Source organism: Inquilinus sp. NPDC058860 (genome assembly GCF_042743185.1).
In the GTDB taxonomy this organism is placed as follows: domain Bacteria; phylum Pseudomonadota; class Alphaproteobacteria; order DSM-16000; family Inquilinaceae; genus Inquilinus.
This window is the reverse complement of the sequence record NZ_JBHYMS010000016.1, coordinates 22,049-48,366: the sequence shown is the minus strand read 5'-3', so window position 1 is coordinate 48,366 and position 26,318 is coordinate 22,049. Positions and strand designations below refer to the sequence as shown.

The 26,318-nt window shown below is 71.7% G+C and carries 24 protein-coding genes; 12 read left to right on the top strand and 12 right to left on the bottom strand.

Annotation, left to right across the window (positions count from 1 at the left end; genetic code table 11):
- Window position 1: 1 nt before the first annotated feature.
- Together ACFW16_RS13480 and ACFW16_RS13475 are read right to left on the bottom strand one after the other, a co-directional pair.
- Window positions 2–1,144, bottom strand: coding sequence for an ABC transporter ATP-binding protein (locus ACFW16_RS13480; RefSeq protein ID WP_380305673.1), 1,143 nt, complete (start codon window positions 1,142–1,144; stop codon window positions 2–4).
- Between the two features lie 338 nt (window positions 1,145–1,482).
- Entirely contained in the window at window positions 1,483–2,193 is a 711-nt protein-coding gene (locus ACFW16_RS13475; RefSeq protein WP_380305671.1) for a DUF3426 domain-containing protein, read from the bottom strand.
- Window positions 2,194–2,376: 183 nt separating this feature from the next.
- Between ACFW16_RS13475 and ACFW16_RS13470 the strand changes: the two genes are divergently transcribed.
- The 4 genes from ACFW16_RS13470 to ACFW16_RS13455 all read left to right on the top strand — a co-directional run bounded on the left by ACFW16_RS13470 (window position 2,377) and on the right by ACFW16_RS13455 (window position 5,802).
- Window positions 2,377–2,994, top strand: a complete 618-nt coding sequence (locus ACFW16_RS13470) for a YdcF family protein (RefSeq protein ID WP_380305669.1) — start codon at window positions 2,377–2,379, stop codon at window positions 2,992–2,994.
- 6 nt (window positions 2,995–3,000) lie between these two features.
- Window positions 3,001–3,756, top strand: coding sequence for a lysophospholipid acyltransferase family protein (locus tag ACFW16_RS13465; protein ID WP_380305667.1), 756 nt, complete (start codon window positions 3,001–3,003; stop codon window positions 3,754–3,756).
- Between the two features lie 7 nt (window positions 3,757–3,763).
- On the top strand, window positions 3,764–5,314 hold the full coding sequence (locus tag ACFW16_RS13460) for a hypothetical protein (RefSeq protein ID WP_380305665.1): 1,551 nt from the start codon (window positions 3,764–3,766) through the stop codon (window positions 5,312–5,314).
- A gap of 65 nt (window positions 5,315–5,379) precedes the next feature.
- On the top strand, window positions 5,380–5,802 hold the full coding sequence (locus ACFW16_RS13455) for a DoxX family protein (RefSeq protein ID WP_380305663.1): 423 nt from the start codon (window positions 5,380–5,382) through the stop codon (window positions 5,800–5,802).
- On the opposite strand, the gene ACFW16_RS13450 is transcribed toward ACFW16_RS13455, so the two are convergent.
- On the bottom strand, window positions 5,799–6,398 hold the full coding sequence (locus ACFW16_RS13450; protein ID WP_380305661.1) for a TetR/AcrR family transcriptional regulator: 600 nt from the start codon (window positions 6,396–6,398) through the stop codon (window positions 5,799–5,801). The two genes, ACFW16_RS13455 and ACFW16_RS13450, sit on opposite strands and share 4 nt — an antisense overlap.
- 86 nt (window positions 6,399–6,484) lie before the next feature.
- Here ACFW16_RS13450 and ACFW16_RS13445 point away from each other — a divergent pair, with 86 nt between their 5' ends.
- The 3 genes from ACFW16_RS13445 (at window position 6,485) to ACFW16_RS13435 (ending at window position 11,500) form a co-directional block, all read left to right on the top strand.
- The gene (locus tag ACFW16_RS13445) at window positions 6,485–7,666 is read left to right on the top strand and encodes a serine hydrolase domain-containing protein (protein WP_380305659.1); all 1,182 of its coding nucleotides are present in this window, start codon (window positions 6,485–6,487) and stop codon (window positions 7,664–7,666) included.
- An 88-nt stretch (window positions 7,667–7,754) separates the two neighbouring features.
- Window positions 7,755–11,156 (top strand): LAGLIDADG family homing endonuclease, encoded by a 3,402-nt coding sequence (locus tag ACFW16_RS13440; RefSeq protein WP_380305657.1) that lies wholly within the window; start codon window positions 7,755–7,757, stop codon window positions 11,154–11,156.
- Between the two features lie 59 nt (window positions 11,157–11,215).
- On the top strand, window positions 11,216–11,500 hold the full coding sequence (locus tag ACFW16_RS13435) for a DUF4282 domain-containing protein (RefSeq protein ID WP_380305656.1): 285 nt from the start codon (window positions 11,216–11,218) through the stop codon (window positions 11,498–11,500).
- Between the two features lie 15 nt (window positions 11,501–11,515).
- Here ACFW16_RS13435 and ACFW16_RS13430 read toward each other — a convergent pair whose 3' ends face one another.
- A complete protein-coding gene (locus ACFW16_RS13430; RefSeq protein ID WP_380305654.1) occupies window positions 11,516–12,136 on the bottom strand; it encodes a gamma-glutamylcyclotransferase in 621 nt (206 codons plus the stop codon).
- A gap of 125 nt (window positions 12,137–12,261) precedes the next feature.
- Between ACFW16_RS13430 and ACFW16_RS13425 the strand changes: the two genes are divergently transcribed.
- Window positions 12,262–13,275: a DUF2125 domain-containing protein gene (locus tag ACFW16_RS13425; protein WP_380305652.1), complete on the top strand. Its 1,014-nt coding sequence runs from the start codon at window positions 12,262–12,264 to the stop codon at window positions 13,273–13,275.
- Window positions 13,276–13,320: 45 nt separating this feature from the next.
- Here the strand turns inward: ACFW16_RS13425 and ACFW16_RS13420 are convergent, their stop codons facing one another.
- From ACFW16_RS13420 to ACFW16_RS13405, 4 genes are all read right to left on the bottom strand, one after another.
- A complete protein-coding gene (locus ACFW16_RS13420; protein WP_380305650.1) occupies window positions 13,321–14,271 on the bottom strand; it encodes a prephenate/arogenate dehydrogenase family protein in 951 nt (316 codons plus the stop codon).
- Complete coding sequence (gene hisC, locus ACFW16_RS13415) at window positions 14,268–15,371, bottom strand: histidinol-phosphate transaminase (RefSeq protein WP_380305648.1); 1,104 nt, start codon at window positions 15,369–15,371, stop codon at window positions 14,268–14,270. Before hisC ends, ACFW16_RS13420 begins: the two co-directional genes overlap by 4 nt.
- Before the next feature lie 8 nt (window positions 15,372–15,379).
- Window positions 15,380–16,243, bottom strand: coding sequence for a chorismate mutase (locus tag ACFW16_RS13410; protein ID WP_380305646.1), 864 nt, complete (start codon window positions 16,241–16,243; stop codon window positions 15,380–15,382).
- Between the two features lie 155 nt (window positions 16,244–16,398).
- Window positions 16,399–17,160, bottom strand: a complete 762-nt coding sequence (locus ACFW16_RS13405) for a class I SAM-dependent methyltransferase (protein WP_380305644.1) — start codon at window positions 17,158–17,160, stop codon at window positions 16,399–16,401.
- Window positions 17,161–17,269: 109 nt separating this feature from the next.
- Here ACFW16_RS13405 and ACFW16_RS13400 point away from each other — a divergent pair, with 109 nt between their 5' ends.
- The 4 genes from ACFW16_RS13400 (at window position 17,270) to ACFW16_RS13385 (ending at window position 21,058) form a co-directional block, all read left to right on the top strand.
- Window positions 17,270–19,162, top strand: coding sequence for a DNA/RNA non-specific endonuclease (locus ACFW16_RS13400; RefSeq protein WP_380305642.1), 1,893 nt, complete (start codon window positions 17,270–17,272; stop codon window positions 19,160–19,162).
- Between the two features lie 70 nt (window positions 19,163–19,232).
- Window positions 19,233–20,003 (top strand): hydroxyacylglutathione hydrolase, encoded by a 771-nt coding sequence (gene gloB, locus ACFW16_RS13395; protein WP_380305640.1) that lies wholly within the window; start codon window positions 19,233–19,235, stop codon window positions 20,001–20,003.
- A gap of 24 nt (window positions 20,004–20,027) precedes the next feature.
- Window positions 20,028–20,630, top strand: coding sequence for a glutathione S-transferase (locus ACFW16_RS13390; RefSeq protein ID WP_380305638.1), 603 nt, complete (start codon window positions 20,028–20,030; stop codon window positions 20,628–20,630).
- Window positions 20,627–21,058 carry a cupin domain-containing protein gene (locus ACFW16_RS13385; protein WP_380305636.1) on the top strand — a complete coding sequence of 144 codons (432 nt, stop codon included), beginning with the start codon at window positions 20,627–20,629 and terminating at the stop codon, window positions 21,056–21,058. The genes ACFW16_RS13390 and ACFW16_RS13385 overlap by 4 nt, the downstream gene beginning before the upstream one ends.
- 3 nt (window positions 21,059–21,061) lie before the next feature.
- Here the strand turns inward: ACFW16_RS13385 and ACFW16_RS13380 are convergent, their stop codons facing one another.
- The 4 genes from ACFW16_RS13380 to ACFW16_RS13365 form a co-directional block, all read right to left on the bottom strand.
- Window positions 21,062–21,955 (bottom strand): DMT family transporter, encoded by an 894-nt coding sequence (locus tag ACFW16_RS13380; protein ID WP_380305634.1) that lies wholly within the window; start codon window positions 21,953–21,955, stop codon window positions 21,062–21,064.
- Window positions 21,956–22,084: 129 nt separating this feature from the next.
- A complete protein-coding gene (locus ACFW16_RS13375; protein ID WP_380305632.1) occupies window positions 22,085–23,146 on the bottom strand; it encodes an ElyC/SanA/YdcF family protein in 1,062 nt (353 codons plus the stop codon).
- An 83-nt stretch (window positions 23,147–23,229) separates the two neighbouring features.
- Entirely contained in the window at window positions 23,230–23,940 is a 711-nt protein-coding gene (locus ACFW16_RS13370; protein WP_380305833.1) for a DUF3142 domain-containing protein, read from the bottom strand.
- Between the two features lie 2 nt (window positions 23,941–23,942).
- Window positions 23,943–26,180, bottom strand: coding sequence for a hypothetical protein (locus ACFW16_RS13365; RefSeq protein WP_380305630.1), 2,238 nt, complete (start codon window positions 26,178–26,180; stop codon window positions 23,943–23,945).
- Window positions 26,181–26,318: the final 138 nt, after the last annotated feature.

The window sequence follows — 26,318 nt, the reverse complement described above, 5'->3', positions numbered from 1 at the left end:
GTCAGGCCGATCGGTCGTCGGCTTCGTCTTCGATGAGCACGGTGGCCTCCGGCGCCCAGCCGACCCAGGCGGCGGCACCGAGGCCGAGATCCGGCGCCGCCTCCCAGGCGAAGCCGGTCGCGGTCAGCGGGCCGAAGGCGTCGGTGCCGACCACCACCTGGCGGGTGGCGCCGAGATAGGCGATGTCGAGCACCCGCCCGGGCACCCGGTTGGCCATGTCGCGCGGCTCCTGCGCCGCCACCCGCAGCTTCTCCGGCCGCAGCGCCAGCAGCACGCCGCGGCCCTGGGGCGGCGCCGAAGCACCGCGATGCAGCACGGCGGCACCCCCGGTCTCGAGCCGGATCAGATCGCCGTCGCGCCCGGCCATGCGGCCGGCGATGCAGTTGCTCTTGCCCAGGAACTCGGCGACGAAGCGGGTGCGCGGACGTTCGTACAGCTCGTCCGGCGCGCCGGCCTGGACCAGCCGGCCGCGGTTCATCACCGCCACCCGGTCGGCCATCGACAGCGCCTCGTCCTGATCGTGGGTGACCAGGATGAAGGTGGCGCCCAGGTCTCGGTGCAGCGTCTTCAGCTCCAGCTGCATCTCGGCGCGGAGCTGGCGGTCGAGCGCGCCGAGCGGCTCGTCGAACAGCACGATGTCGGGGTCGAACACCAAGGCGCGGGCGACGGCGACGCGCTGCTGCTGGCCGCCGGAGAGCTGCCGGGGGTACCGGTCGTCGAAGCCGTCCAGCCGCACCCGGGCGATGGCGCCGGCAACCTTGGCGGCGATCTCGGCCCGCGGCATGCCGCGGACCCGCAGCGGATACGCGATGTTCTCGGCCACGGTCATGTGCGGGAACAGGGCATAGCCCTGGAACACCATGCCGAAGTTCCGCTTCTCCGGCGGCACGGTGGTGACGTCGCGGTTATCGACCGCGATCCGGCCGGCGCTGGGCGCGACGAAGCCGGCGATCATCATCAGGAGGGTGGTCTTGCCGGAGCCGGAGGGGCCGAGCAGGGTCAGGAATTCGCCGCCCGGGATGTCGAGCGACACGTCGTCGACGGCGCGGACCGGGCCGTAGCGGCGCGACAGCCGGGTCAGCGCCAGGCCGTGCGCCCCGGGCGCGGCCTGGGAGGATGGTGCCTGCGATCGGGTGGCCCGCATCAGCATCGACCTCGCCCCCTGTCGGGAAGAATTTTCATTCTTGTGAAATCAGCCTGACGGCGGCGGCTTGGGGCTGTCAAGCCTGTTTTGGCCGACTCTCTATGGTCCAGCAGGCCGGAAAGGCGGCGGATCCTGCTCGCCGATCGGATCGCCGGCGTCGTTGGCTGCCGGAATCGCTCGGCCTCACTCGTTTCACTGCTGTGAAAGCGACGGCGATGTTCCGCCTATTCCTCACATTCGAGGAGGCAGCAGATGCCGCGGCGGGAAGGCTCCCCCTGGCCGGGGTCACGCCCGCCCACCACCTGGTGTTCCTGCGCCAGAAGGTCCGTGCGTAGGGGTTACGGCGCGACGCCGGTCTGCGCGCCGATCTCCAGCCTGGTGGCGGCGTCGGGCAGGGTCTCGACCGTCGCCGCCACCTGCACCGACTGGTCCGGCGCCAGCGACTCGGCCGTCACCAGCAGCGGCGTGCGCGCCACCACGCTGCGGCTGGCATCCAGAAGCCGCACCTCGATCGGCGGCACCGGGCGGGTCACCAGGGCCCGGTTCTCCACCCGGCCGGTGACCACCACCTGCTCCACGCCGGCGCCGGCGACGCGCCGGACCTCCAGCCCCTGCAGCACCAGGCCCCGGCCCAGCGCGCCGGTCTCGACCGGCTGCGCCACCGGCACGCCGATGGTGTCGTAGAGGCGGATCGCCGGCGGCCAGAAGCGGACGATCGAGTCGCGCGCGAAATAGCCCACCCCGGCCAGGCCGCCGACCAGCAGCACCGCCAGCGCCAGGCCGACCGCCGGCCCGTCGCGCCGGCGCGGCGTGATCACCACCGGCAGGTTGGTGATGTGCCCCGCGGCCGAGGGCGGTGTCGCCGCTTGCGCCGCCGGCCCGACCAGCACCGGCTGCGGCTCGGGCGGCGCCGCTGCCGGCACCGGCTCGACCGCCGATTCGCGCCACAAATGGCCGCAGCGGGCGCATTTGACGCGCCGGCCGTCGGGGCCGATCGCCGCCGGATCGACGAGGTAACGGGTCGAACAGCTGGGGCAGGTGACGATCATGGCGCCTTATCGCATGCCGGCCTGCCGCTGCCTATATCATCCGAGGCAATTTTGTGAATGGCGTGAACGGCTTGCGAACGCTCATCGGGCGAGGCCGTGACGCGGGCGCATAATCTTGCCACGATCCGCCCCTTTCCTGTCCGGGCGCCGTGATCGCGGCCGCGGCGCAACTGCAGTCTGTTCATGTCGAGCACCGTCGACCCTTCCCCCAAGCCCTGGCGCCGCCGCCTGCGCCGGGCGCTGCTGGTGCTGGTCGCGCTGGCGGCGGCCTGGGCGCTGGGCCTCGCCTGGTTCGTGGCCCAGGCCGGACGCGGCGGCGAGGTCGACCCCGACCACACCGACGCCATCGTCGTGCTGACCGGCGGCAGCGAGCGGCTGCGCGCCGGGCTCGACCTGCTGGCGCGCGGCGCGGCCGAGCGGCTGCTGGTCAGCGGCGTGCATCGCGACGTCCGGCTGGAGGAGCTGTTCGCCCTGTCCCCGACCGACGATTCGCTGCGCTGCTGCGTCGATCTCGGCTACGCCGCCAGCGACACCATCGGCAATGCGCAGGAGGCGGCGGCCTGGATGCGCGCGCACGGCTTCCGCAGCCTGCGCCTCGTCACCTCGAACTACCACATGCCGCGCAGCATGCTGGAGTTCCGGGCCGCGATGCCGGAGATCGAGATCAAGCGCCAGCCGGTCGATCCCGGGACGGTGCATCTCGACCGCTGGTGGGCCTGGCCCGGCACGGCGCGGCTGATCGTCTCCGAATACAACAAATTCCTGGTTGCGCTGGCGCGCGTCACCCTCGGCAGGATATAGGGCGTCATGACCATCCTGCGCTCGGCCCTCTTCAACCTGCTGTTCTTCGGTTGGACCACGCTGTGCTGCTTCGCACTGCTGCCGGCGCTGTTGCTGCCGCACCGCGTGACCATGGCCTGGATCTTCGTCTGGCTGCGCGGCGTGCACTGGCTGGAGAAGACCATCCTCGGCATCGACTATCGCGTGGTCGGGCGCGAGAACCTGCCGGACGGCGCCTGCATTGTCGCCGCCAAGCACCAGTCGGCCTGGGAGACGCTGAAGCTGCATCTGCTGCTGCCCGACCCGGCGATCGTGCTGAAGTCCGAGCTGCTGAAGGTGCCGGTCTGGGGCAAGTACCTGCTGAAGACCGGCATGATCCCGGTCGACCGCGGCGCCGGCAGCCGGGCGATCCGCGCCATGATCGACCACGCCAAGGTCCGGGTGGCGGAAGGCCGGCCGATCGCGATCTTCCCGCAGGGCACCCGCACCGCGCCCGGCACCTGGCGGCCCTACCGCATCGGCGTCGGCGCGCTCTATGAGGGCTTGAGCGTGCCGGTGGTGCCGATGGCGCTGAACTCCGGCGTGTTCTGGGGCCGCCGCGCCTTCCGCAAGCGGCCCGGCACGATCACGGTCGAGTTCCTGCCGCCGATCCCGCCCGGCCTGCCGCGCGAGGAGATGATGCGGCGGCTGGAGGACGAGCTGGAGACGGCGTCGGAGCGGCTGTCGGTCGCCGCCGGCGGCCCGCCGACGCCGCGCCCGGCCGGGGCGACGGCCACGGTCTGACCGCCGGTTGCGCCGGCTTCGCCTTCTCCTGCTGCTGGTCGCGGTCGCCGGCCTGTCGCTGCTGGCCACGGGGCTGGTGCTGCGCCTGCCCGGCGCCGCCGGGCCGGTCGGCAATGCCGACGTGCTCTACCTGCCGGCGCTGTTCGACGACCTGCATCGCGGCCTCGATGCGCTGCGCGGCTGGCACCTGACGCCCGGCCCCTATGTCTTTCCGGACATGGCGGTCTATGGCCTGGCCGATCTCGCGACCGGCGATTTCCGCCAGGCCCTGCCGTTGGCCGCGGCGCTGCAGCTCGGCCTCTATCTGCTGCTCGGCGCCGCGGTGCATCGCGCCGCCGGCGGCCGCTCCGCCGCCATGGCCGTGGCGGCTTTGGCGGCGGTGCTGGCGCTGCTCTTCGCCTTCGGCTGGGGCCTGGCCGGCGTCTATGCCCTGAACTGGCTGATCTATCCCTTCGTCGTCACCTTCCATTTCGGCGCCATCCTGATCGCGGCGGCGGTGCTGCTGCTGGTGCTGCGCCAGCTCGACCGGCCGGGTCCCTGGCCGCTGACGGGGCTGGCGGTCCTGATCCTGGCCGGGGTGCTGTCGGACAGCTTCGTCCTGCCCTATGCCGCCGCCCCGGCCCTGGCGCTGTCGCTGCTCTGTGCCCCGGCGCCGCGCACCCGACGGGCGGCGCTCGCCGCCGCGGCCGCGGTGGGCGTCGCGGCACTGGCCGCCTTCCTGCTGCAGGGCCGGGTCAACCCGCTGAACGGGATCTATCGCGACCAGCTCGACCTGGGCATCGGCTACGGCCTGTTCCGCCTCGGCGGCGTGCTCTGGCGCGCCGATGCGGCGGAGACGGCGGTCAATCTTGGCCTGATCGCCTTGGCCCTGCTGCCGGTGGCCCGCACCCTCGCGGTGCTGCGCGGCCTGGTGGCCGGAGAGCGCGAGATCGCGCCCTCGGATCGGATTGCGGTCTTCGCCGCCGCCTCCTCGCTGGCGACGCTGCTGGCAGTAGTGCTGTTCGGCATCTTCCGCGACGACTCCTTCCTGCGCTACTTCCAGCCCTGGCTGTTCCTGACCGCGCCGTGGCTCGCCCATCTCGCCGCCGACCGGCTGCGGGTGCCGGCCCGGCCGGTGGGGGCGATCCTGGCCGTCCTGCTGGCGGCCGCCGCCGCGCTCTGGGCCCGGCCGGACCAGCTGGCGGCGCGGATCGAGCCGCCGCCGCCGCTGGCCTGCTTCCAGGGTTCGGCCGCCGGCCTCGCCGGCTACTGGTGGGCCAAGCCGCTGGTGCTGCATTCCGGCCGCCGGGTCCAGGTCGCCCAGGTGGCGCGCAACGGCGCCCCGTATCACTGGATCGTCAACGAGGACTGGGCCCGGCGGGACTGGGCCGGCGGCTCCGGCGCGCCGCCCTTCGGCTTCATCCTGATGGACGGGCTGAACGCCCGCGCCGTGGTCGCCCGCTACGGCATGCCGGACCGGGTGGAGCGCTGCGCCGGCATCCCGCTGTGGCGCTACGACGACCCCGACCGGCTGCGCCGCCCCCTGGCCGCGGCGACGCCGGTGACGCTGCCGGATTAGCGTCCAGTCGCCTGCGACGAGGGCCTCGGCTATTCTCGCGGTCCGTCTTGGGGGAGAGAAGACAGATGAATGCTGAAACGACCATGCCAGCCTGGCAGTCGATCGCCATTCTCGTCGGCCGGCTGATCTTCGCCGCCGTCTTCCTGATGGCGGCGGTCTTCAAGTTCATGGATCTGAATGCCACCGCCGGCTACATCGCGATGGCGGGGTTTCCGGTGCCACTCGTGCTGGCCTGGCTGGCGGCGATCTTCGAATGCCTGCTGGTGATCTGCTTCCTCACCGGGGCGTATTTCACCGAGGCGTCGCTGCTGGCCGCCGTCTACGTCGTGTTCCTGGCCTTCGCCTTCCACGGCCCGTCGCACTGGGCCGGGAACCAGGCCGAGTTCGGCTTCTTCGTCGACCACTTCACCTTCCTGGCCGGGCTGCTGTTCGCGGCGGTGCACGGTCCCGGCCGGATCCTGACGTGGCGCCGGTCGGCGATCGGTTAACCCGGCCAGGCGGCCATCGCCCGGCGCACGATCTTCATCAGCGCGTCGTATCCGGCGCCGTCCAGCGCCTGTACCGACAGGCCCTGGATGATCGCGCCGTAGAACCGCGCCAGCTCGTCCGGGTCGGTGCCGGGCGGCAGCTCGCCCTCCTCCAGGGCGCGGGTGAAGCGGGTGCGCAGCCTTGCCACCGTGTTGCCGCGCATCGACGTCAGCGCCGCCGCCGCCGGCCGGTTTTCCGGGGCGCAGGTCAGGACGGCGGTCGAGATCATGCAGCCGGGCGGGTGCGCCGGATCGCTGAAGTCGCGGGCCGAGCCCTCCAGGATCAGCCGCACCGCCTCGCGCGCCGTCGGCGCCGCCATCGCCCAGGGGGCGGCGCGCTGCGGGTCGGCGCGGTAGCGGTCCAGGACCTCGCGATACAGCCGCTCCTTCGACCCGAAGGCGCCGTACAGGCTGGGCGTGGTGATGCCCATCGCCGCCGTCAGGTCGGCGATCGAGGCGCCCTCATAGCCCTGGCGCCGGAACACCGGCAGCGCCCGGTCCAGCGCCGCGTCGCGATCGAAGCCACGGGGGCGGCCGCGGGGGCGTGGGGGATCCATTTTCATAGCGATCGATCTGAAATCCAGATTGACGAATCGTCGCCGATCATATTTCGTAGCGATCCATCCGAAAATGGAGTCCTGCGATGACGATCGCCGCTTCCCTGTTCGACGCGCCCGCCACCGATCCAGCCCTGTCGCCGCGGATCGACGCGGCGATCGACCGGGCGCTGGCGGAACAGCGCATCGTCGGCACCGCGGTGCTGGTGGCGCAGGACGGCCGGCTGGTCTACCGCCGTGCCGCCGGCCTGGCCGACCGCGAGGCCGGGCGGCCGGTGCGCGAGGACACGGTGTTTCTCTACGCCTCCCTCACCAAGCCGATCGTCACCGCCGCCGCGCTGCGGCTGGTGGAGGAGGGACGGATCGCGCTCGCCGACCCGGTGACGAAGTTCCTGCCGGATTTCCGGCCGAAGCTCGCCGACGGCACCGAGCCGGTGATCACCATCCGCCACCTGCTGACCCACACCGCGGGCCTGATCTACAGCTTCGCCGAGCCGGCGGACGGCCCCTATCACCGCGCCGGCGTGTCCGACGGGCTCGACGCGCCGGGCCGGTCCTTCGCCGACAACCTGCGCCGCATCGCCTCGGCGCCGCTCGCCTTCGCTCCTGGCTCGGCCTGGGCCTATTCGCTGGCGCTCGACGTGCTCGGCGCGGCGCTGGAGGTGGCGGCCGGCGAGAGCCTGCCGGATCTGGTGCGCCGCCGCGTCACCGAACCGCTCGGGCTGCAGGACACCGGCTTCGCCCCGCCGGACCGGTCGCGCCTGGCCGCCGCCTATGCCGACGGCGAGCCCGCGCCGGTGCGGATGGGCGAGCCTTACGCCATCCCGGCGCCGCGGCCTTTCGCCGGGCTCAGCTTCGCCCCCGGCCGCATCTTCGACCCGGCCTCCTACCCCTCCGGCGGCGGCGGCATGGCCGGCACGGCCGGCGACTTCCTGGTGTTCCTCGAAGCCCTGCGCCAGGGCGGCGCGCCGATCCTGCGGCCGGAGACGGTGCAGGCCATGGCCACCGACCAGATCCTCGGCCTTTCGATGCCGGACACGCCGGGCACGACCTTCGGCTACGGCTTCGCGCTGGTGACCGACCCGGCGGCGGCCGGGGTGCCGATGACGGCCGGGACCTGGCGCTGGGGCGGCGTCTACGGCCATTCCTGGTTCGTCGACCCGGCCCGGCGGCTGAGCGTCGTGGGGCTCACCAACACCGCGCTCGAGGGCATGAAGGGCGAATTCGTGACCGATCTGCGCGCCGCGATCTATGCCGGGCTGGAATAGCCGGGTCCTGGGGCCTGCCACTGTCCCTGGTTGACCGGGGCTGACCGCACCCCCATCCTTTGGGGGTGCGTCTGTCTGCGGGAGGTCCATGGTGGCCGAGCCGGGCGATATCGCGACCCAGATCTGGGACATGAAGTACCGGCTGAAGCAGCCGGACGGCAGCCCTGTCGATTCGACGATCGAGGACAGCTGGCGCCGGGTCGCGGCCGCCGTGGCCGCCGCCGAATCGGATCCGAAGCTGTGGACCGAGCGCTTCCTCGGCATCCTGCGTGGCCACCACTACCTGCCGGCGGGGCGCATCCTGGCCGGCGCCGGCACCGGGCGCGACGTCACCCTGTTCAACTGCTTCGTCATGGGCACGGTGCCGGACAGCATGGCCGGCATCTTCGCCCATCTGCGCGAGGCGGCGCTGACGCTGCAGCAGGGCGGCGGCATCGGCTACGACTTCTCCACCATCCGGCCGAAGGGCGCGCCGGTGGCCGGCGTCGGGGCCGACGCGTCCGGCCCGCTTTCCTTCATGGATGTGTGGGACGCGATGTGCCGCACCATCATGTCCGCCGGCTCCCGCCGCGGCGCGATGATGGCGACGCTGCGCTGCGACCATCCGGACGTGGTCGACTTCATCGAGGCCAAGCGCGCCCCGGGCCGGCTGCGCATGTTCAACCTGTCGGTCCTGGTCACCGATGCCTTCATGAAGGCGGTCGAGGCCGACACGCCCTGGGACCTGGTGTTCGGCGGCCGCGTCTTCCGCACCCTGCCGGCGCGCGAGCTGTGGGACCGGATCATGCGCTCGACCTATGATTCGGCCGAGCCCGGCGTGATCTTCATCGACCGCATCAACGCCCGGAACAATCTCCAATATTGCGAGCAAATTCAAAGCACTAATCCTTGCGTCACGGCGGACACCTGGGTCCAGACCCTGGACGGCCCCCGCACAGTCGGCGACCTGCTCGGCCGGTCCTTCGTCGCCATGGTAAACGGTCAGCCGGCATCCTCCGGGCCCGAGGGTTTCTTCCCGACCGGCCGCAAGCCGGTGCTGCGGCTGGAGACGGCGGAAGGCCATGTTTTGCGGCTGACGGCGGACCACCCGGTTCTGGTCGCGACCGAGGTGTCCCGCTTCCGGATCGAGACCGAATGGAGGAAGGCCGGCGAGTTGAAGCCGGGCGACCGCGTCCGTCTGCACGATCATGGTGATGCGCTTGCCTGGCCCGGCTTCGGTTCGGAAGAAGAGGGCTATTTGATCGGCCTGCTGATCGGCGACGGCACGCTGAAATCCGACAAGGCCGTGCTCTCCGCCTGGCCGGGCGAGGCCACGGTCAACGGCGCAGACGCTCGTCCGGGCATTGCCGGGGTGATGGCGGCGGCGCTCTCGGCGGCTCGGTCACTGCCGCATCGGTCCGATTTCGCCGGTTGGATGCGAGTGCCTGGTCGGGGGGAGCGGCGGCTCAGCCTCGGCGCCCTGCGCGAGCTGGCGTTGTCGCTCGGCCTCGCGCCCGGCCGCAAGACGATCACGCCGGCAGTCGAGCGGGCATCCTCGGCCTTCATCCTCGGCCTGCTTCGCGGCCTGTTCGATGCCGACGGATCGGTCCAGGGCACCCGGGAGAAGGGCGTCAGCATTCGTCTGGCCCAGAGCGATCTCGGCCTGCTGCGCGCGGTCCAGCGCATGCTGCTGCGGCTCGGCATCGCCTCGTCGATCTACGCCGATCGCCGCGCGGCCGGCCCCCGCCTGCTGCCGGATGGGAAGGGCGGTCGTCGGTCCTACGATTGCTCCGCCGACCACGAGCTCGTTATCGCTGGGGCCGGCATGGCCCGCTTTGCCGCCCGGATCGGCTTCGCCGACACCGACAAGCGGACACGTCTCGACCAGATGCTGGCCGGCTATTGGCGGGCGCTCAATCGCGAGCGGTTCCTCGCCACGGTGAGGCAGCTGGTGCCGGACGGGGACGAGGAGGTCTACGACGTCCGCATCCCCGGCCCGAACGCCTTCGACGGCAACGGCCTGGTCCTGCACAATTGTGGCGAACAGCCGTTGCCCCCCTACGGCGCCTGCCTGCTCGGCTCGGTCAACCTGGCGAAGCTGGTGGTCGATCCGTTCACGCCCGGGGCCCGCTTCGACCATGAGACGCTGGCGGAGATCGTTCCGGTCGCGATCCGGCTGATGGACAATGTCGTCGACGTCTCGCGCTTCCCGCTGCCGGAACAGGCGGCCGAGGCCAAGGCCAAGCGGCGCATCGGGCTCGGCGTCACCGGCTTGGCCGACGCCTTCCTGATGCTGGGGGTGCGCTACGGCTCGCCCGAATCGGCGGCCCTGGTCGAGGAGTGGCTGGGCGCGATCAAGCTGCATTCCTACCGCGCATCGGCCGAGATCGCGGCGGAGAAGGGCGCCGTCCCGCTGTTCGACCGCGACGCGTTCCTGGCCGCGCCGGGCGTCGCCGAGCTGCCGCAGGAGATCCGCGACCTGATCGCCCGGCACGGCATCCGCAACGCGCTCCTCACCTCGATCGCCCCGACCGGCACGATCTCGCTGTTCGCCGGCAACGTCGCCTCGGGGATCGAGCCGGTCTTCGCCTGGACCCACACCCGCAACGTGCTGCTGCCCGACGGCAGCCGGCGGGCGGAGACGGTGGAGAATTACGCCTACCGGCTGTTCCGCGAGATCCATGGCGCCGACGCGCCGCTGCCGGACCATTTCGTCGACGCCCAGACGCTGGAGCCGGCCGACCATCTGGCGATCCAGGCGGCGGCGCAGAAGCACATCGACAGCTCGATCAGCAAGACCATCAACTGCCCCGAGGATTTGTCCTTCGACGCCTTCAGGCAAGTCTACGCCCAGGCCTATGCCCTCGGCTGCAAGGGCTGCACCACCTATCGCCCGAACGCGATCACCGGCGCCGTGCTGGAGGCGCGACCGCAGACAGTACAGAAGGGGGCGGCCGAAGCGCCCGGCCTCAGCACGCCCGCGGCACGGCCCGAGGTGCTGCCGGGCGAGACCTACAAGCTGCGCTGGCCGGACAGCGACCACGCCATCTACGTCACCCTCAACGACGAGGTGGTCGACGGCCGCCGGCGGCCTTTCGAGATCTTCATCAACTCCAAGAACATGGAGCACTACGCCTGGACCGTGGCGCTGACCCGGATGATCAGCGCGGTGTTCCGGCGCGGCGGCGATGTCGCCTTCGTGGTCGAGGAGCTGAAGGCGGTGTTCGACCCGCGCGGCGGGCAGTGGATGGGCGGGCGCTACGTGCCGTCGCTCTTGGCCGCGATCGGCGAGACGATCGAGCGGCACATGGTGGCGACGGGCTTCCTGGCGAAGCCGGAAGGCATCGTGCCGGAGGTGGCGGTCGAGGTCACGGCCGAGCCGTCGGGCAACCCGGGGGGCAATCCGGGCCGGCCGCCGGGCCGGTCCTGCCCGAAATGCGGCCACCCGACCCTGATCCGGCAGGAGGGCTGCGACACCTGCCTGAACTGCGGCTATTCGCGCTGCGGCTAGGCGCCGGCAGCGCGGGGGACCGGGCCCGGGGGCGGGCCGGCATCGTGGAGGGGAGCGTCATGCAGTTGTCCGATTTCGCCAGCTTCGAGAAGCTGATCTCGCCGACCCTGATCAAGATCCTCTACTGGATCGGTATCATCGTGATCGTCCTGGGCGGGCTGCGGGCCCTGGTCACCGCTTTCGGCGCCGGCGGCGGGGTGTTGGGGGCGCTGCTCGCGATCGTCGGCACCATCGCCTTTCTGATCGGCTGGCGCGTGGCGTGCGAGATCTACATCGTTGTGTTCGGCATCTACGACCGGCTCGGCGAAATCCGCGACCGCGGGGCGATGCGGCCGGAGGCGTGATCCGGCAGGGCTGTCCTACGCGATCTCGGCGGCGGGCTCGGCCGTGTTGAGGACGGGGGTGTTGTCGCCGGCCTCGGCCACCCGCTTCGCCAGCGCGAACAGGGCGCCGTCGCGGATGCCCAGCGCGCGCAGATGCTCGACCGTGTTCAGCAGGTAATCGCGGTTCGGCCCGCTGCTGCCGATGCCGGTGCGGATCATCGCCAGCGTCTCCTCCGGCCCCAGCGCACCGCGGTATTGGTGGTGGCCGCGATCGGCCAGGAAGCAGCAGGCGGTCACTGGCCCGGATAGGAGCCGGATCTCCTTCAGGCTCGGGCGGTAGACGCCGGTCACCATCTCGCGTTCCCAGAGATAGGCGACCACCGCCTGCACGTCGTCGGGCGCCACCTTGAAGGCCATGCCGCGGCAGGAGCCGCCGCGGTCGAGGCCGAGCACCAGCCCCGGCCGTTCCGGCGTGCCGCGGTAGCGGTGGGAGAGGACGCAGAAGCGGCGATGATAGCCGTGCAGCACCGCCGGCTGCCGCTCGAGATGCAGGAAGCCCGGATTCCACATCAGCGAGCCATAGCCGAACACCCAGAGCGGCTCGCCCGGGGTCAGCGGCAGGTTCGGCGTCTTCCAGTCGTGATGACCATCGGCCATCCACCAGATGTAGCGTTTTGCGGGTGCGAAGGGGAGGGGCGTCGTGTCGCGTTCCGCTGGTTCGGCTTGACTCCGGGACCCGGTCGCGGCCACGTGCCCTCCTCTCGCCACCATCCGGGACCGCCATGCGTCGCCGTATCGTCGTCGTTCCCGCCATCCTCGTCGCCCTGATCGCCGCCGGCTGGACCGGCGGCTGGTACTGGGCCGCGGCGAAGGTCGAGGCCCAGGCGCAGGCCTTCGCCGCCAATCCGCCGCCCGGGGTCACGGTCGATCCCGGGACGCTGAGCGTCGAAGGCTTCCCGCTGGCTTTCACCGTCGAATCGCAGGCGCCCAGCCTGCGCCGGATCGACGGGCTGACCTGGAACGCTGCCGGGGTGGTCGCCACCGCCAAGCCCTGGACCCTGCCCGAGGTCGGCTTCACCATCGCGCCGCCGCAGCGCATCACCCTGCCGGGCAGCCCGGCCCTGACCGCCGAGGTGAAAGGGGCGGGCAGCGGCAGCGCCCGCATCGGCACCGACGGCAGGCCGAATCGGGTGCTGCTGACCCTGTCCCAGGTCGAGCTGGCCGGCGGGCTGCTGCAGGCGCCGCTGCCGGTGGCCCGGGTCAACGGCTCGATCGACCGCGCGCCGGAGGAGGCCGGGGCCGGCGCCGCCGCCTCGCTCGACATCGAGGGGCTGGAGACGCCGGATCTCGGCCTCGAGGCCATGGGTCGGCGGGTCGACATGGCTGCGGCACGGCTGACCGTGCTGGGCCCGCTGCCGAAGGCCGCGACGGCGCCGGAGCTGACCGCCTGGCGCGCCGCCGGCGGCAAGCTCCGGGTCGACAATCTGGCGCTGCGCTGGGGGCCGCTCGTGATCGACGCCGGCGGCACCCTCGACCTCGACGACAGGCTGCAGCCGCAGGGCACGCTGACCGCGAAGATCCGCGGCTACGGCGCGGTGATCGAGGATCTGCAGAAGGCCGGGGTGGTGCGCGACCGCGACGCCGGCTTCGCCAAGGTCGGGCTCGACCTGATGGCCGGCCAGCCGGCGGCGGACGGCACCCGCACCGTCACAGCCCCGATCACGATCGAGAAGGGCCGCGTCTCCTTCGGCCCGCTGCAGGTGGCGAAGCTGCCGGAGATCCGGTGGCAGCAGTGACCGCGTAGGTTGGGTTCGCGTGCGCGAACCCAACCTACGCGGCTGTCAATCCTCTTCCTTGGTCAGGCGCGCCGCTTTCTCCGGCTCCATCTCCTCCTGATGGGCGTCGACGACGCCGCGGCGGATGGCACGGGTGCGGGTGAACCAGGATTGCAGCGTGTCGCCCTCGCCGCGGCGGATGGCGCGCTGCAGCCGCACCAGGTCCTCGGTGAACTGCTGCAGCACCTCCAGCACCGCGTCCTTGTTGGTCAGGAACACGTCGCGCCACATCACCGGGTCGGAACCGGCGATGCGGGTGAAGTCGCGGAAGCCGCCGGCGGAGAAGCGGATCACCTCGGCCTGGGTCGCCTCCTCCATGTCCGAGGCGGTGCCGACGATGGTGTAGGCGATCAGATGCGGGATGTGCGAGGTGATGGCCAGCACCCGGTCGTGGTGCTCGGCGGTCATCGTCTCGACCATCATGCCCATGCCGCGCCACAGCGCCTCGACCTTGGCCACGGCGTCTGGGTCGACGCCCGGCTCCGGCGTCAGCACGCACCAGCGGTCGATGAACAGCTCGGCGAAGCCGGCGGAGGGGCCGGAATGCTCGGTGCCGGCGATCGGGTGGCCGGGCACCAGATGCACGCCGGCCGGCAGGTGCCGCCCGATGGTCTTCGCCACCATGCCCTTGACCGAGCCGACATCGGTGACGATCGCGCCCGGCGCCAGGGCCGGGGCGATCGCCTTCGCCAGCTGCTCATAGGCCCCCATCGGGGCGCAGATCATCACCGCGTCGGCGCCGGCCACGGCGGCGGCCGGGTCGGCCTCGACCCGGTCGAGGAAGCCGAGCGCCATCGCCTCGTCGCGGGTCTCGGGCCTTCGGGCATGGCCGACGATCTCGCCCGCCAGACCGTGCTTGCGGGCGGCGCGCGCGACGGAAGATCCGATCAGGCCGATGCCCAGCAGGGCCAGGCGCCGGAAGACCGGCGCCCCCGAGTCGGTCGCCGGCGCGGTCATCGGCCGCGCAGATGCTCGGCCAGCGCCGCCACCACCGCCCGCATCTCCTCCTCGGTGCCGATGGTGATGCGCAGGCAGCCGGGCAGGCCGTAGCCGCCCATCTGGCGCACCAGGATGCCGGTGTCCTTCAGGTGCAGCCGTGCCGCCTCGGCGTCGCGGTCGCCGAAATCGACCAGCAGGAAGTTGCCGGCCGAGGGCAGCGGCGACAGGCCCAGCTTCGCCAGCTCCGCCGCCGTCCAGCGCCGCCATTCGGCGTTGTGGGCGCGGCTGTTCTCGATGAAGGCCTCGTCCGCCAGCGCGGCCACGCCCGCGGCCTGGGCCGCGGCGCTGACGTTGAACGGTCCGCGGGCCCGGTTCAGCACGTCGGTGATGCCGGCCGAGGCATAGCCCCAGCCCAGCCGCAGCGCCCCCAGGCCGTAGATCTTCGAGAAAGTGCGCAGCATGACGACGTTCCCGGACCGGTCGACCAGCTCGGCGCCGGCGCTGTAGGCCGGATCGTCGATGTATTCGGCATAGGCGGCGTCGAGCGCCAGGATCACGTCCGGCGGCAGGGCGGCGTGCAGCCGTTCGACCTCGGCCTTCGGCAGCAGATGGCCGGTCGGATTGTTCGGGTTGGCCAGGAACAGGATGCGGGTGCGCGGCGTCACATGCGCCAGCAGCGCGTCGACATCGGTCTTGCGGTCCGCCTCGGGCGCCGCGACCGGCGTGGCGCCGACCGCCTTGGCCGCGATCGGGTACATCAGGAAGCCGTGCCGGCTGTACAGCACCTCGTCGCCCGGCCCGGCATAGCTCTTGGCCAGCAGCGCGATCAGCTCGTCCGACCCGGCGCCGGCGACGATGCGATCCGCATCCAGGCCGAAGCGGCCGGCCAGGGCCTCGCGCAGGGCGGAGGCGCCGCCGTCGGGATAGCGGTGGATCTCGCCGCTCAGCTCGCGATAGGCGGCCATCGCCTTCGGGCTCGGGCCGAAGGCACCCTCGTTCGAGGCCAGGCGGATCGGCCGGCCCAGCCGCGGATGGGGCACCGCCTTGGCCTCGCCGCCGACATAGGGGTCGATGTCGAGCAGGCCCGGGCGCGGGCGCGGGGCTTGGATCGCGGTCATGGGATGTCTCAGCTCCGACGGCCGATGGTGATCGGGGTGGCGAAGCCGCCGATCAGGCGGATGCGGGGGGCCAGCTCCTCCAGGCGCTCGCGCAGGCCGCCGAGCCGGGGGTCGCCGACGGCGACGAAATCGGCCACGTCGACCAGATGGACGGCAGAATCCTCGGCGCTGCGGGCCGGCCGGGTCCAGAAGGCCACGGGCGGCAGCCCCGTGGCTTCGAAGATCTGCTTCAGCCGGCTGCGGCTGATGTCGCTGGCGACCTCGACCGCGACCAGGGCATGGTCGTCGCCGGTCGGCTCGGTGTCGAGCTGGGCGACGGCCAGGGCCAGCGGCTCGTCGCGGTGCCGCTCGGTGACGACGAAGGGCAGGGTGCCGACGATGCGTGGCGTGCGCGGATCGTCCGACAGCAGCACCTGCCACCAGGGATCGCCGTCGGATTCGATCGGCCAGGGCAGGACGGCCACCGCGGCGCTGCCGTCGTGGACGGCGCGGATCGCCTGGATCGGCGCGGCCACCGCGGTGGTCGGGGTGTGGCTGCCATAGTGGTCGCGCGCCAGGTCCCACAGCTCGGTCTGCCCCTCCGGCGCATGCACGGCGACGGCGAAGGGGGCCTGCATGCGGGTGCAGCCGGCGATCAGCTCACGCCAGATCCGCGTCAGCTCCGGCAGCGGAAAGCCGCCGCTGTGGCGGCCCGCCAAGCGGCGCAGGATGGCGGCCTCGCGGCCCGGCCGCATCGCCAGCGGATCGCCGTTCTTGGCGGCGGCGACGTCATGCACCACCCCGGCCCGCTGCATGATCAGGTCATGGAGCGCCTCGTCGATCTCGTCGATCCGCTGGCGCAACGAGTCGAGCGTCTGGGGGGCGTCTGGCATCGTCTGAAGCGGGCTGGAACCTGCCGGGTCGAGGGCGATCAGATGTAGAACGGGCAGGGGGCGAAAGCAAAGGAAACATCTGGGGTTTTACGCATCCCGGTATCGGCGCGCCGGAACCTGGAGCGCGGCTGTCCCGTCCCGATTCCCGTGCCCGGCTAGCCCGGCTGTTCCTCGCCGTCGCGCTGCACCCCCAGCACCGGCTGCGCCGCCCCGACCGGCACCAGCACCGGCCGGCGGTGGCGCACCTTCTTGCCGCGCGACAGCTGATAGATCTGCTTCGACGCCTCGATCATCACCGTGCCGGCGACGCGCTGGAACCAGCGGGCGCCGGCCTCCTCCCACACCGGGGCGGTGGACAGCAGGAAGCGCGACCGGGTCGGCGGCAGCCACAGGGCGCGGGCCACCCGCTCCGGCACGAACTGATGCTGGCGCAGCACATGGTTCAGCTGGTTGGCGGAATAGGGCTTGCCGTGGCCGAACGGGGTGCGGTCGGACCGTGCCCACAGGCTGCGCCGGTTCGGCGCCACCACCAGCAGCCGGCCGCTGCCGTTCAGCACGCGCCAGATCTCGCGCATCAGCTCGCCCAGCTGCTCGGTCGCCTCCAGCCCGTGCACCAGCAGCACCCGGTCGACCGACATGTCGGGCAGCGGCAGCTCGGTCTCCTCGCTCAGCGCCACCAGGCCGCGGCCGTCCGGCGGCCAGTGGGTCACGCCCTGCTCGGCCGGCATGCAGGCGATCACCCGCTCGGCCTCGCCCAGGAAGGGGCGCAGGAAGGGCGTGGCGTAGCCGAGGCCGAGGACGATCTGGCCCTGCGTGTCCGGCCACAGCATGCGGATCTGGCGGCGCACCATGCGGCGCACCACCAGGCCCAGGCTGGTCTCGTAGAATTCGCGCAGGTCGATGACGTCGCTGTACATCCGCCCGTCGTCCTCAGGGCATGGTCACGTTAGGATAACGCATCGATGGCAGGTTTGAGCCATCGCAATATCCGGCTGTCCCACAACAGGATATTTCAGGAGTCGCTTCATGGCCCGCAAGACCGAGCCTCGCGGAATCGACCCGGAGCGCCTGAAGCAGGCCGCCCGCGAGGCCGCGGACCTCTATCTCGACCATCCGAACGTGACCTCGGTCGGGATCGGCCGGAAGCTCGAAGGCGGCAAGCCGACCGGCGAGCTGTGCATCCAGTTCACGGTCGGCCGCAAGGTCGCCCCCCAGGCGCTGGTGGCGGAGGGCATCCCGCCGCTGCCGAAGAGCATCGTGGTCGATGGCGTCAAGGTCCCGACCGATGTGGTCGAGCGGCGCTACAAGCCGTCCTGGCAGCTGGTGCCGCAGGTGGTGAAGGACGAGCGCAAGCTGCGCCACGACCCGCTGGTGCCGGGCATCAGCGTCAGCCATCCCGCGGGCACGGCCGGCACCCTCGGCTGCATCGTCTACGATCGGCAGGAGGGACGGCCGCACATCCTGTCGAACTGGCATGTGCTGCACGGCGAGGAGGGCCGGCTGGGCGATACCGTCGTCCAGCCCGGGCCGTTCGACGACAATCGGATCGAGAGCAACGGCTGCGGCGTGCTGGTGCGCAGCCATCTCGGCCTGGCCGGCGACTGCGCCATCGCCCGGATCGAGGGCCGCGAGGTCGACCCGAAGATCCTCGACCTCGGCGTCAGGGTCGCCCGGCTGGGCCGGCCGGAGCTCGGCGACCGGGTGGTGAAGTCCGGCCGCACCACCGGCGTCACCTGGGGCATCGTCACCCGGATCGAGACCACGGTGAAGCTGTCCTACGGCGACCAGGTCGGATTCAAGCGGATCGGCGGCTTCGAGATCGGCCCGGACCCCGACCGCCCGGCGGCGGAGAGCGAGATCAGCAAGGGCGGCGATTCCGGCTCGGTCTGGCTCGGCGTCGACGGCAAGGGCGACCCGGCCGACGTCATGCTCGGCCTGCATTTCGGCGGCGAGGCCGACGGCGCCGACGCCAGCGAGGGCGACTTCGCGCTCGCCTGCGGCGCCGAGGCCGTGTTCAAGAAGCTGGAGATCGAGCCGACGCCGCCGGATCTGGCGCGGGCCGCGCCGGCCGCCACCGGTGGCGGCTACGACCCGCGGTTCCTGGGCGGCAAGGCCGTGCCGGTGCCGGCGATGTCGCGGGCGCAGGAGACGGATGCGGCGAAGGCCGGCGGCTCCCCCGTCATCCGGCACACCCATTTCTCGCTGGTGCTCAGCAAGTCGCGCCGCCTGGCCCGCTGGGTGGCCTGGAACGTCGATGGCGGCCAGATCCGCATGCTCAGCCGCAGTGGGCTGAAGTTCACGATCGACCCGCTGGTCGACGCGAAATGGCAGACCGGCGACGCCCTCTACGCCTCCAACCGCCTCGACCGCGGCCATATCGCCCGGCGCCAGGACCTGGTCTGGGGCCCGCCGGAGGAGGCGGAGCGGGCCAACCGCGAATCCTTCTACTTCACCAACATCGCGCCGCAGCACGAGGCCTACAACCAGTCCGGGCTGAACGGCCTCTGGGGCCTGCTGGAGAACGCGATCCTGGAGGAGGTGGAGGTCGAGCAGCTCCGCGTCTCGGTGCTGGGCGGCCCGGTGTTCCGCGACGACGATCCGGTCTATCGCGGCACCGCCATCCCGCGCGACTTCTGGAAGATCGTCGCCTATGTCGAGGCCGGTGCGCTGAAGGCCAAGGCGTTCCTGCTGACCCAGGAGGACCTCCTGAACCGGATCGAGGCGCTGGGGCTGGAGCCGTTCCGCCTGTATCAGCTGCCGGTCGCCGAGCTGGAAAGCCGCACGGGGCTCGACTTCGGCGATCTCAAGGCCGCCGACGACCGGGCCGCCCCCGCCCGCCCGGCGCGCGGCCGCCGCGCCGCGGCCGAAGCCCTGCCGCGGGTGACGCTGATCGAGAGCCTGGCCGACCTCGAACTCTGATTGGGTCGCGGAGCGGGTCGGGAGCGGCTATGCTGCCCCGACCCGTTTCGACCCCGGTCCAGGAGGACGCATGGCCTCGCTTCGCGTCACGCTGATCCCCGTCCTGAAGGACAACTACGCCTATCTGCTGGAGGACGACTCGACCGGCATGGTCGCCGTGGTCGATCCCGGCGAGGCCGACCCGGTGGCGGCGAAGCTGGAGGCCAAGGGCGGCCGGCTGGACTGGATCCTGAACACCCATCACCACGGCGACCATTTCGGCGGCAACCACGAGCTGGCGAAGCGCTACGGCGCCTCGATCGTCGGGCCGGCGGCGGAAGCGGCGCGCATCCCCGACCTCGACCGCGGCGTGGCCGAGGGCGACCACGTCATGGTCGGCGCTGCGCGGGGCTCCGTGCTGGAGGTGCCCGGCCACACCGCCGGCCACATCGCCTTCTGGTTCGAGGATGCCGGCGTGCTGTTCTGCGGCGACACGCTGTTCGCGCTCGGCTGCGGCCGCCTGCTGGAGGGCACGGCCGACCAGATGTGGTCCAGCCTCCTGAAGCTGCGGGCGCTGCCGGACACCACCCGGATCTATTGCGGCCACGAATACACCCAGTCGAACGCCCGCTTCGCGCTGACGGTGGACGGCGCCAACCCGGTGCTGCAGTCCTATGCCGAGGATGTCGACGACGCGCGCGAGAGCGGTGCTGCGACCATCCCGGCCCAGCTCGGCCGCGAGAAGCTGGCCAACCCCTTCTTGCGCGCCGACAAGCCGGACCTGCAGGCCGCGATTGGCATGGCCGGGGCCGACCCGGTCGCCGTCTTCGCCGAGATCCGCGGCCGCAAGGACCGATTCTGAACGCTTCTCCAACCCGGGACGACCATGAAGCTCCTCTACAGCCCGTTCTCGCCCTTCGCCCGCAAGGTCCGTATCGCCGCTATCGAGACCGGCCTGCAGGACCGGATCGAGGCGGTGCCGACCAGCACCGAGGACCCGGCCAGCGGCCTGTCGGGCCGCAACCCGCTGAACAAGATCCCGGTCTTGGAGACCGAGTTCGGCCCGCTCTACGACAGCCCGGTGATCTGCGAGTATCTCGACTCGCTGCATGACGGGCCGAAGCTGTTCCCGGCCGCAGGCCCGGCCCGCTGGAAGGCCCTGCGCTGGCTGGCGCTGGCCGACGGGCTGCAGGATGCGGCTCTCCTGATCCGCTACGAGCTGACGCTGCGCCCGACCGAGAAGCAGCACGAGCCCTGGATCGAGCGCCAGAAGGCCAAGATCCGGACCGCGCTCGACCGGATGGAGGCGGATGCGGCGGAGCTCGACGGGCCGCTGACCATCGGCGCGATCGGCGCCGCCTGCGCCCTCGGCTATCTCGACCTGCGCTTCGCCGACTGGGGCTGGCGCGGGACCCATCCGCGTCTCGCCGCCTGGCATGCGGGCTTTGCCGAGCGCCCGTCCTACGTCGCCACGATCGCCCAGGCATGAGCGCGATGACGCCGGAAGCGATCATCGCCAGGCTCGGCATGAAGCCTCACCCCGAGGGCGGGCATTATGTCGAGCTGTGGCGCGACCCGCCGGCGGGCGGCCGCGGCCGCGCCTCGCTGATCCATTTCCTGCTGCGGGCCGGCGAGGTCTCGCACTGGCACGCCGTGGACGCGCCGGAGATCTGGATCTGGCAGGCCGGCGCGCCGCTGGAGCTGTCGATCGCCGAAACCGGCCAGGCGGGCGAGGTGTTGCGCCTCGGCCCCGACATCCTGGCCGGCGACCGCTTCCAGGGCGTGGTGCCGGAAGGGCATTGGCAGGCGGCGCGCAGCCTGGGCGACTGGACCCTGGTCAGCTGCGTTGTCGCCCCCGCCTTCCGCTTCGAAGGCTTCACCCTGGCCCCGCCGGGCTGGCGGCCGGAGCTGGGGTAGGCTCTACGCTTTCGCGGCGCGCCGGGCCCAGAGATCGCGCCCGGCCAGGATTGCGCCGCTGACGATCAGGGCGCAGGCGGCGCCGACTGACAGGGTCAGGGCGCCCTGGCCGAAGGCGATCAGCAGCAGGGTCGACAAGAGCGGCGCGGCATAGGCGAAGGCGCCCAGCGCCCGGATGTCGCCGCACTTCACCCCATGGTCCCAGACGAAGAAGGCGAGGCCGACGGGACCGAGGCCCAGCCCCGCCACCGCGGCCCAGCCGGCGGCGTCCGGCACCACCGTCCGCTCCAGCGCCAGATGGCACAGCAGGGACAAGAGGGCGGTGCCGCCGCAGAACCAGCCGACCGTCTCGGTCGGCACCGCGCCGATGCGCCGGCTCAGCACCGAATAGCCGGCCCAGATCATCGCCGACAGCATCGCAGCGCCATAGCCCAGGGCGAAGCGCGGGTCGAAGGCCACGCCGCGCCCTCCGATCAGCACCATGACGCCGAGCAGCCCCAGCGCCGCCCCGGCGACATGCCACCAGCGCAGCCGCTCGCCCGGCAGCAGGGCCGAGAACAGCACGATCAGGAGAGGCCAGGCGTAGTTGATCAGGTTGGCCTCGACCGGCGGCGCCAGGCGCAGCGCCATGAAGAAGACGAGGTGGTAGCCGAACAGCCCGCCGATGCCGAGCAGCCAGACCGCCGGCCGCTGCCGGGCGGCGACCAGCGGCGATCGGCCCTGCGCCAGCATCCAGCCGAACCCGATCAGGAAGGCGACGGCGAAGGCCATGCCGGTCAGCTGGAACGGCGGAATGGCGCGGGACCAGGTGGCCAGCAAAGCCAGCGTCGCCCACATCAGCACGGCGGTGCCGCCGATCAGCGTGGCGCGCCGGACGGCGGCGAGGTCGGGGGACATGGGCGTTTCTGTTTTCGCTGCTTGCTCACATTGTCATGCCCGGGGCTTGACCCGGGCATCCAGAAACTGTCGACAGCGTCTGGATCGCCGGGTCAAGCCCGGCGATGACAGGTTGGAGTGAGCGTCATCCTATTGCTGCAGCCCCGGATACGCCCACAGCCCGGAGGTCCGCATCAGGTCGCGATAGACCACCAGGCGCTCGTCCGGGCTGACCTTCGCCGCCTCCTCCAGCAACGGCGCGTCCAGCGCGATCGCCGGCAGCACCGCGAGGTCCAGCCCGTACTGGGCCAGCGCCTCCTCGACCACCACCCGGGCCCGGCGCATGTGGCTGGCGCTGGTCACCAGGATCACGGCGTCGCCGCCATGGCGCTTGATCAGCGAGGCCGCGTTCAGCCCGTTGCCGACCGTGTCCTTGGCCTTGTCCTCGCCGATGATGCGGTCGCGGTCGACGCCCTTCTCGACCAGCCAGCGGGTCATCAGATCGGCCTCGGTGACCCCGGCCTGGGGCTGGCCGCCGGTGACGATCAGCCGGGCCGTCGGGTTGGTGTTGGCTGCGCGCAGGGCGACGTCCAGCCGGTCCAGCAGCGTCGGCTGCATGGTGCCGTCCTTGGCCAGGGCATAGCCCAGCACCAGGATCACCGGCTTGCCCGGCAGCGCCGGGACTGCGGTGGCCGGCGGGTCGGCCAGGATCGCCTCGGTGCGGGCGAAGCGGGCGCGGTACCGGTCGGCCAGGCCGCGGTCCAGGCCGGCCAGCGCGATGTCGGCCAGCGCCGCGGCATCGGCATCGCCGCGCACCCGGGCCAGCGCCGCCAGCCAGGCATAGGCGTCGGTGGCGCGCGGGTCGTGCCGGGTGATCTCCTGGAAGCTCGCCTCGGCCTCGGGGATCTTCTTCTGGATGATCTGGGTGGAAGCGACGGCATAGCGGAAGTCCAGCCGCTCCGGCGCCAGGGACGAGGCCTCGGCGAAGGCCTGCTCGACCACGTCGTAGCGGCCGTGCAGGGTGATGCCCTTGAACACCTCCGCCTCGGCCTTCTTCACGTCGCCGCCGGACCAGTAGTACTGCATGCCGGTCTCGACCAGGGTCTTGATGCGGGCCTCGGTGGCGTCGTCATAGGCCAAAGCCGGTCCCGCCAGGGCGCCGAGAAAGGCCAGGCCGCAGGCGATGCGGCGGATCGTGCGTGTCTGTGTCATGAAGCCCCTCCGTCGCCGGTTCATACGCTAGATTCGCGGCCCGGAGAATCGCCCATGGACGGGTATACGCGGTCGCGTCCTTCCTAGGGCTTCAGCAGGAACACCACATAGCCGCGGAACCAGGGGCTGGCGGTCAGCGCGTCCGGCGCCTCCCATTCGCCGTCCTGCACCAGCCCGATCCTGAAGGGCAGGGTCAGCCGGGCGATGCGCGGCAGGTAAGCGCGGTAGCTCGGGATGGTGCGGCGGCCCTGATAGGTCTGCACCACCACCTCGTCGACCACGCCCCGCAGCTGGTTGATCGCCTCGGGGTCGGCGTTGCTGCCCCAATCCATCAGCCCGGTGATGCTCAGCCGGTACTCGGGCGGCAGCTGCGCCCGCAGATCGCGCAGGAAGCTCGCGTATTCCTGCAGGTGCCGGGTGCGGGCGTCGAAGTCGATCTGGATGCCGACCACCGGGTTGCCGGCCTGCTTCCAGCGCCGGGCCTGGGCCAGGATGGTCGGCAGGATCTGCGGCGGCCAGCGCAGCGTGTGGGCGCGATAGGCCAGCCAGACCTCGCCCTGGCGCAGCCGCGGCACGGCGATGCCCTGGGCGATCATCCGCGCCGGGCCGGGGCCGCCGCGCGGCGGCGGGTCGATCTGGCCCTGCAGGATATAGAGGGTCCGGGCCTGGGCCAGCAACGGCGGCGGCGTCACCCCCGCCCACAGCCAGAAGGCGTCGTGCTCCGTGGCGTCGACCGTGGCGCCGGCCGGCGTCGCCAGCAGCAGCGCCGCGGCCAGGAGCGCCAGGCCGCGCATCGTCACCAATAGTATTTCAGGCTTTTCGCCCAGACCGTATTGCCGTAGCGCGACTTCAGCGTCTGGAACCACTGCTTGCGCTGGTTCTGCGGGATCTCCTGCGGGCCGCAGCCATTGTTCTGGCTCGGCGCGAAGCAGTTGATGGCGCGGTACAGGGCATAGGCGCGGTCGTTGCGGCCGGCCTTGCCGTCGGCCATCACGCGCATGTAGCCGTCCAGCCGGGAATAGGGCTTGCCCGGGAACTGGGTGGCGGTGCCGCCCAGCTGCTTGTCGTCCGGCTGGGCGTCGAGGGCGTAGAAATCCAGGCCGTTGCGCAGGACGAACTCGCCCAGGCAGTTCAGGCCCTGCGGGTTCTCGGGGCTCTTCTGCAGCGTCGCCGCGATCTCCCGGATCGACGGGCAGGTGTAGTCGGATTCGGCCGAGGCGCCGTCCCAGCGGAACAGGGTCAGGGACTGGTCCCAGGGCACCGACGGGTCCTCCGGCAGCGGATCGGGCAGCAGCGCCAGGTCGGTGCCGAAGCCGCGGTAATGGCCGCGCATCAGGTCCTTGTACAGCAGCGTGAACAGGGCGGTGCTGCGCTCCTGCTCCGTCGCATCGGCCGCCTTGGCCTGCTGGCGCAGCAGCGCCTGCCCGGCCAGGTTGCGCAGCAGGATCCTCCGGATCTCCGGGCTCCTGACCGGCGATCCCGGCTCGAACACCGTCGCCAGCTTGCCGCTGCGCTCGTAATTCATGGCCAGGGCCAGCTCCAGCTGGGCGCGCTGCAGCGGCTTCGCCGGCGGGATCAGCTGCAGCCACAGCGCCTGCGCTCCGGCCCAGTCGCCCTTGGCCTCGAGCGCGAAGCCGCGCAGGGTCTGGCGGCTGAACTCAAGGGTGCTCATCGGGCCGGTCGGCGCCGTGTCCGGCAGGCTCTTCAGGGTCTCGTCGGGTGACTGGGCGACGTAGAACTGGTAGGCGGCGACCAGATAGGCGTGCAGCTCCGGCCGGTCGGCGAAGCGAGACTTCTGCTGCTCCAGCGTGTCCAGGCCGATGATCGGGCCGCCATCGCCGGCGACATCGATGCCCTTGTCGCGCATCACCATCAGATCCATCACCGCCAGCAGCGTCGGGTCGGTGACGTCGGCGCTGCGCTTGGAGACCAGCAGCTTGTTGTCGGTCTCCTGCACCAGCGCCTGGAGCGCATCGGCGTCGGCCGGGGTCTTGCCCAGCAGCCCGGCATAGGCGGCGGCCAGCCGGGTCGGGTCGTCGCCCAGCCAGTAGACCCGGCGCAGCAGGCCGCGGGCGGAGGCGGTATAGAGGCCGTTCGGATAGGCCTGGAGATAGGCCTCGAACGCCGTCTCGGAGTCCGCCAGCACGGTGCGGTCGACATTCTCCAGCTTGGGATAGCCCATCTCGTCGAAGGCGTTCTGCTGCGCCTGGTTCAAGAGGGTGCGCGCCTCCATGTAGCGCGCCGTCTCCTGCAGCCAGGGCTGGCCGCTGCCTTCCAGCGCCTTGAACGCCTCGATCGCCTGCGGGAACTCGCCGGAATAGAAGGCGACCGCGCCTTGGAGGTAGCCGGCGAACTGCTTGCCCGGCGCCGACTGTACGTCGGCCGGCACCAGGCTGGCCCGCTTCGCCTCATCCCAGCTGCAGCTGCCCAGCATGGCCAGGCGCGCGCGGGCCAGGGACAGGCGCTCGGTCCCCGGCAGTTCGGCGCTGCCGACCAGCTGCTGCAGGAAGGCCCGCGCCGCGGCGTCGTCGTTGCTGGCGCAGCGGCTGCCCTCGCCGGTGGCGAACAGGTTGGCGCTGCTGTCCGCGGCGGCGGAGGTCACGGCCTCGGGCGGCACGCCGATGGCCTGGGCCAGCTCGGCCACCGCCGTCCGGTCCGGATCGGCGGCGGGCTGGGTCTCGACCACGGCCGTGCTGCCGCTTCCGGCACCACCGGCGGGCATGTCCGCCGGCGTTTCCTCCTGCGGGTTCAGCCGCTCGAGCGGGAACGGCACCAGCGCGTAGCCCATCTCGCGGTCGTATTCCGACGGCGGCCCGTCCGGGATCGGCGCCAGCCCCTGGTCGGCCAGCAGCAGGCGCAGATTGACCCGGCTGTCATTGGCGGGGGTGAGGAAGGGCAGGTTGTTGCAGCCGTCGAGGCCGTCCTGCTTCAGCGACCAGGTCACCGAGCAGCCGAAATCGCCGCTCGCCTGGGCCGGCTGGATGCCGACGCCGCCGAGCAGCAGCACCATCGGAAGCAAACCGCGCCGGATCATCGTTCCTCCCTCGCCACGCCGCGACCGTGGGAATCATCTCCGTCCGATCGTCCACTAACAGATCGGGGCCTGATCGGACAGACGTCCGGACCGATCCTGTCCATGACCAGCGGCGAAATCTTGACCGCCGCGAGGCGG

Coding starts and splice junctions, on each gene's coding strand:
- ACFW16_RS13480 (WP_380305673.1), bottom strand. CDS start 1,144: ATGCGGGCCACCCGATCGCAGGCACCATCCTCCCAGGCCGCGCCCGGG.
- ACFW16_RS13475 (WP_380305671.1), bottom strand. CDS start 2,193: ATGATCGTCACCTGCCCCAGCTGTTCGACCCGTTACCTCGTCGATCCG.
- ACFW16_RS13470 (WP_380305669.1), top strand. CDS start 2,377: ATGTCGAGCACCGTCGACCCTTCCCCCAAGCCCTGGCGCCGCCGCCTG.
- ACFW16_RS13465 (WP_380305667.1), top strand. CDS start 3,001: ATGACCATCCTGCGCTCGGCCCTCTTCAACCTGCTGTTCTTCGGTTGG.
- ACFW16_RS13455 (WP_380305663.1), top strand. CDS start 5,380: ATGAATGCTGAAACGACCATGCCAGCCTGGCAGTCGATCGCCATTCTC.
- ACFW16_RS13450 (WP_380305661.1), bottom strand. CDS start 6,398: ATGGATCCCCCACGCCCCCGCGGCCGCCCCCGTGGCTTCGATCGCGAC.
- ACFW16_RS13445 (WP_380305659.1), top strand. CDS start 6,485: ATGACGATCGCCGCTTCCCTGTTCGACGCGCCCGCCACCGATCCAGCC.
- ACFW16_RS13440 (WP_380305657.1), top strand. CDS start 7,755: ATGGTGGCCGAGCCGGGCGATATCGCGACCCAGATCTGGGACATGAAG.
- ACFW16_RS13435 (WP_380305656.1), top strand. CDS start 11,216: ATGCAGTTGTCCGATTTCGCCAGCTTCGAGAAGCTGATCTCGCCGACC.
- ACFW16_RS13430 (WP_380305654.1), bottom strand. CDS start 12,136: ATGGCCGATGGTCATCACGACTGGAAGACGCCGAACCTGCCGCTGACC.
- ACFW16_RS13425 (WP_380305652.1), top strand. CDS start 12,262: ATGCGTCGCCGTATCGTCGTCGTTCCCGCCATCCTCGTCGCCCTGATC.
- ACFW16_RS13420 (WP_380305650.1), bottom strand. CDS start 14,271: ATGACCGCGCCGGCGACCGACTCGGGGGCGCCGGTCTTCCGGCGCCTG.
- hisC (WP_380305648.1), bottom strand. CDS start 15,371: ATGACCGCGATCCAAGCCCCGCGCCCGCGCCCGGGCCTGCTCGACATC.
- ACFW16_RS13410 (WP_380305646.1), bottom strand. CDS start 16,243: ATGCCAGACGCCCCCCAGACGCTCGACTCGTTGCGCCAGCGGATCGAC.
- ACFW16_RS13405 (WP_380305644.1), bottom strand. CDS start 17,160: ATGTACAGCGACGTCATCGACCTGCGCGAATTCTACGAGACCAGCCTG.
- ACFW16_RS13400 (WP_380305642.1), top strand. CDS start 17,270: ATGGCCCGCAAGACCGAGCCTCGCGGAATCGACCCGGAGCGCCTGAAG.
- gloB (WP_380305640.1), top strand. CDS start 19,233: ATGGCCTCGCTTCGCGTCACGCTGATCCCCGTCCTGAAGGACAACTAC.
- ACFW16_RS13390 (WP_380305638.1), top strand. CDS start 20,028: ATGAAGCTCCTCTACAGCCCGTTCTCGCCCTTCGCCCGCAAGGTCCGT.
- ACFW16_RS13385 (WP_380305636.1), top strand. CDS start 20,627: ATGAGCGCGATGACGCCGGAAGCGATCATCGCCAGGCTCGGCATGAAG.
- ACFW16_RS13380 (WP_380305634.1), bottom strand. CDS start 21,955: ATGTCCCCCGACCTCGCCGCCGTCCGGCGCGCCACGCTGATCGGCGGC.
- ACFW16_RS13375 (WP_380305632.1), bottom strand. CDS start 23,146: ATGACACAGACACGCACGATCCGCCGCATCGCCTGCGGCCTGGCCTTT.
- ACFW16_RS13370 (WP_380305833.1), bottom strand. CDS start 23,940: ATGCGCGGCCTGGCGCTCCTGGCCGCGGCGCTGCTGCTGGCGACGCCG.
- ACFW16_RS13365 (WP_380305630.1), bottom strand. CDS start 26,180: ATGATCCGGCGCGGTTTGCTTCCGATGGTGCTGCTGCTCGGCGGCGTC.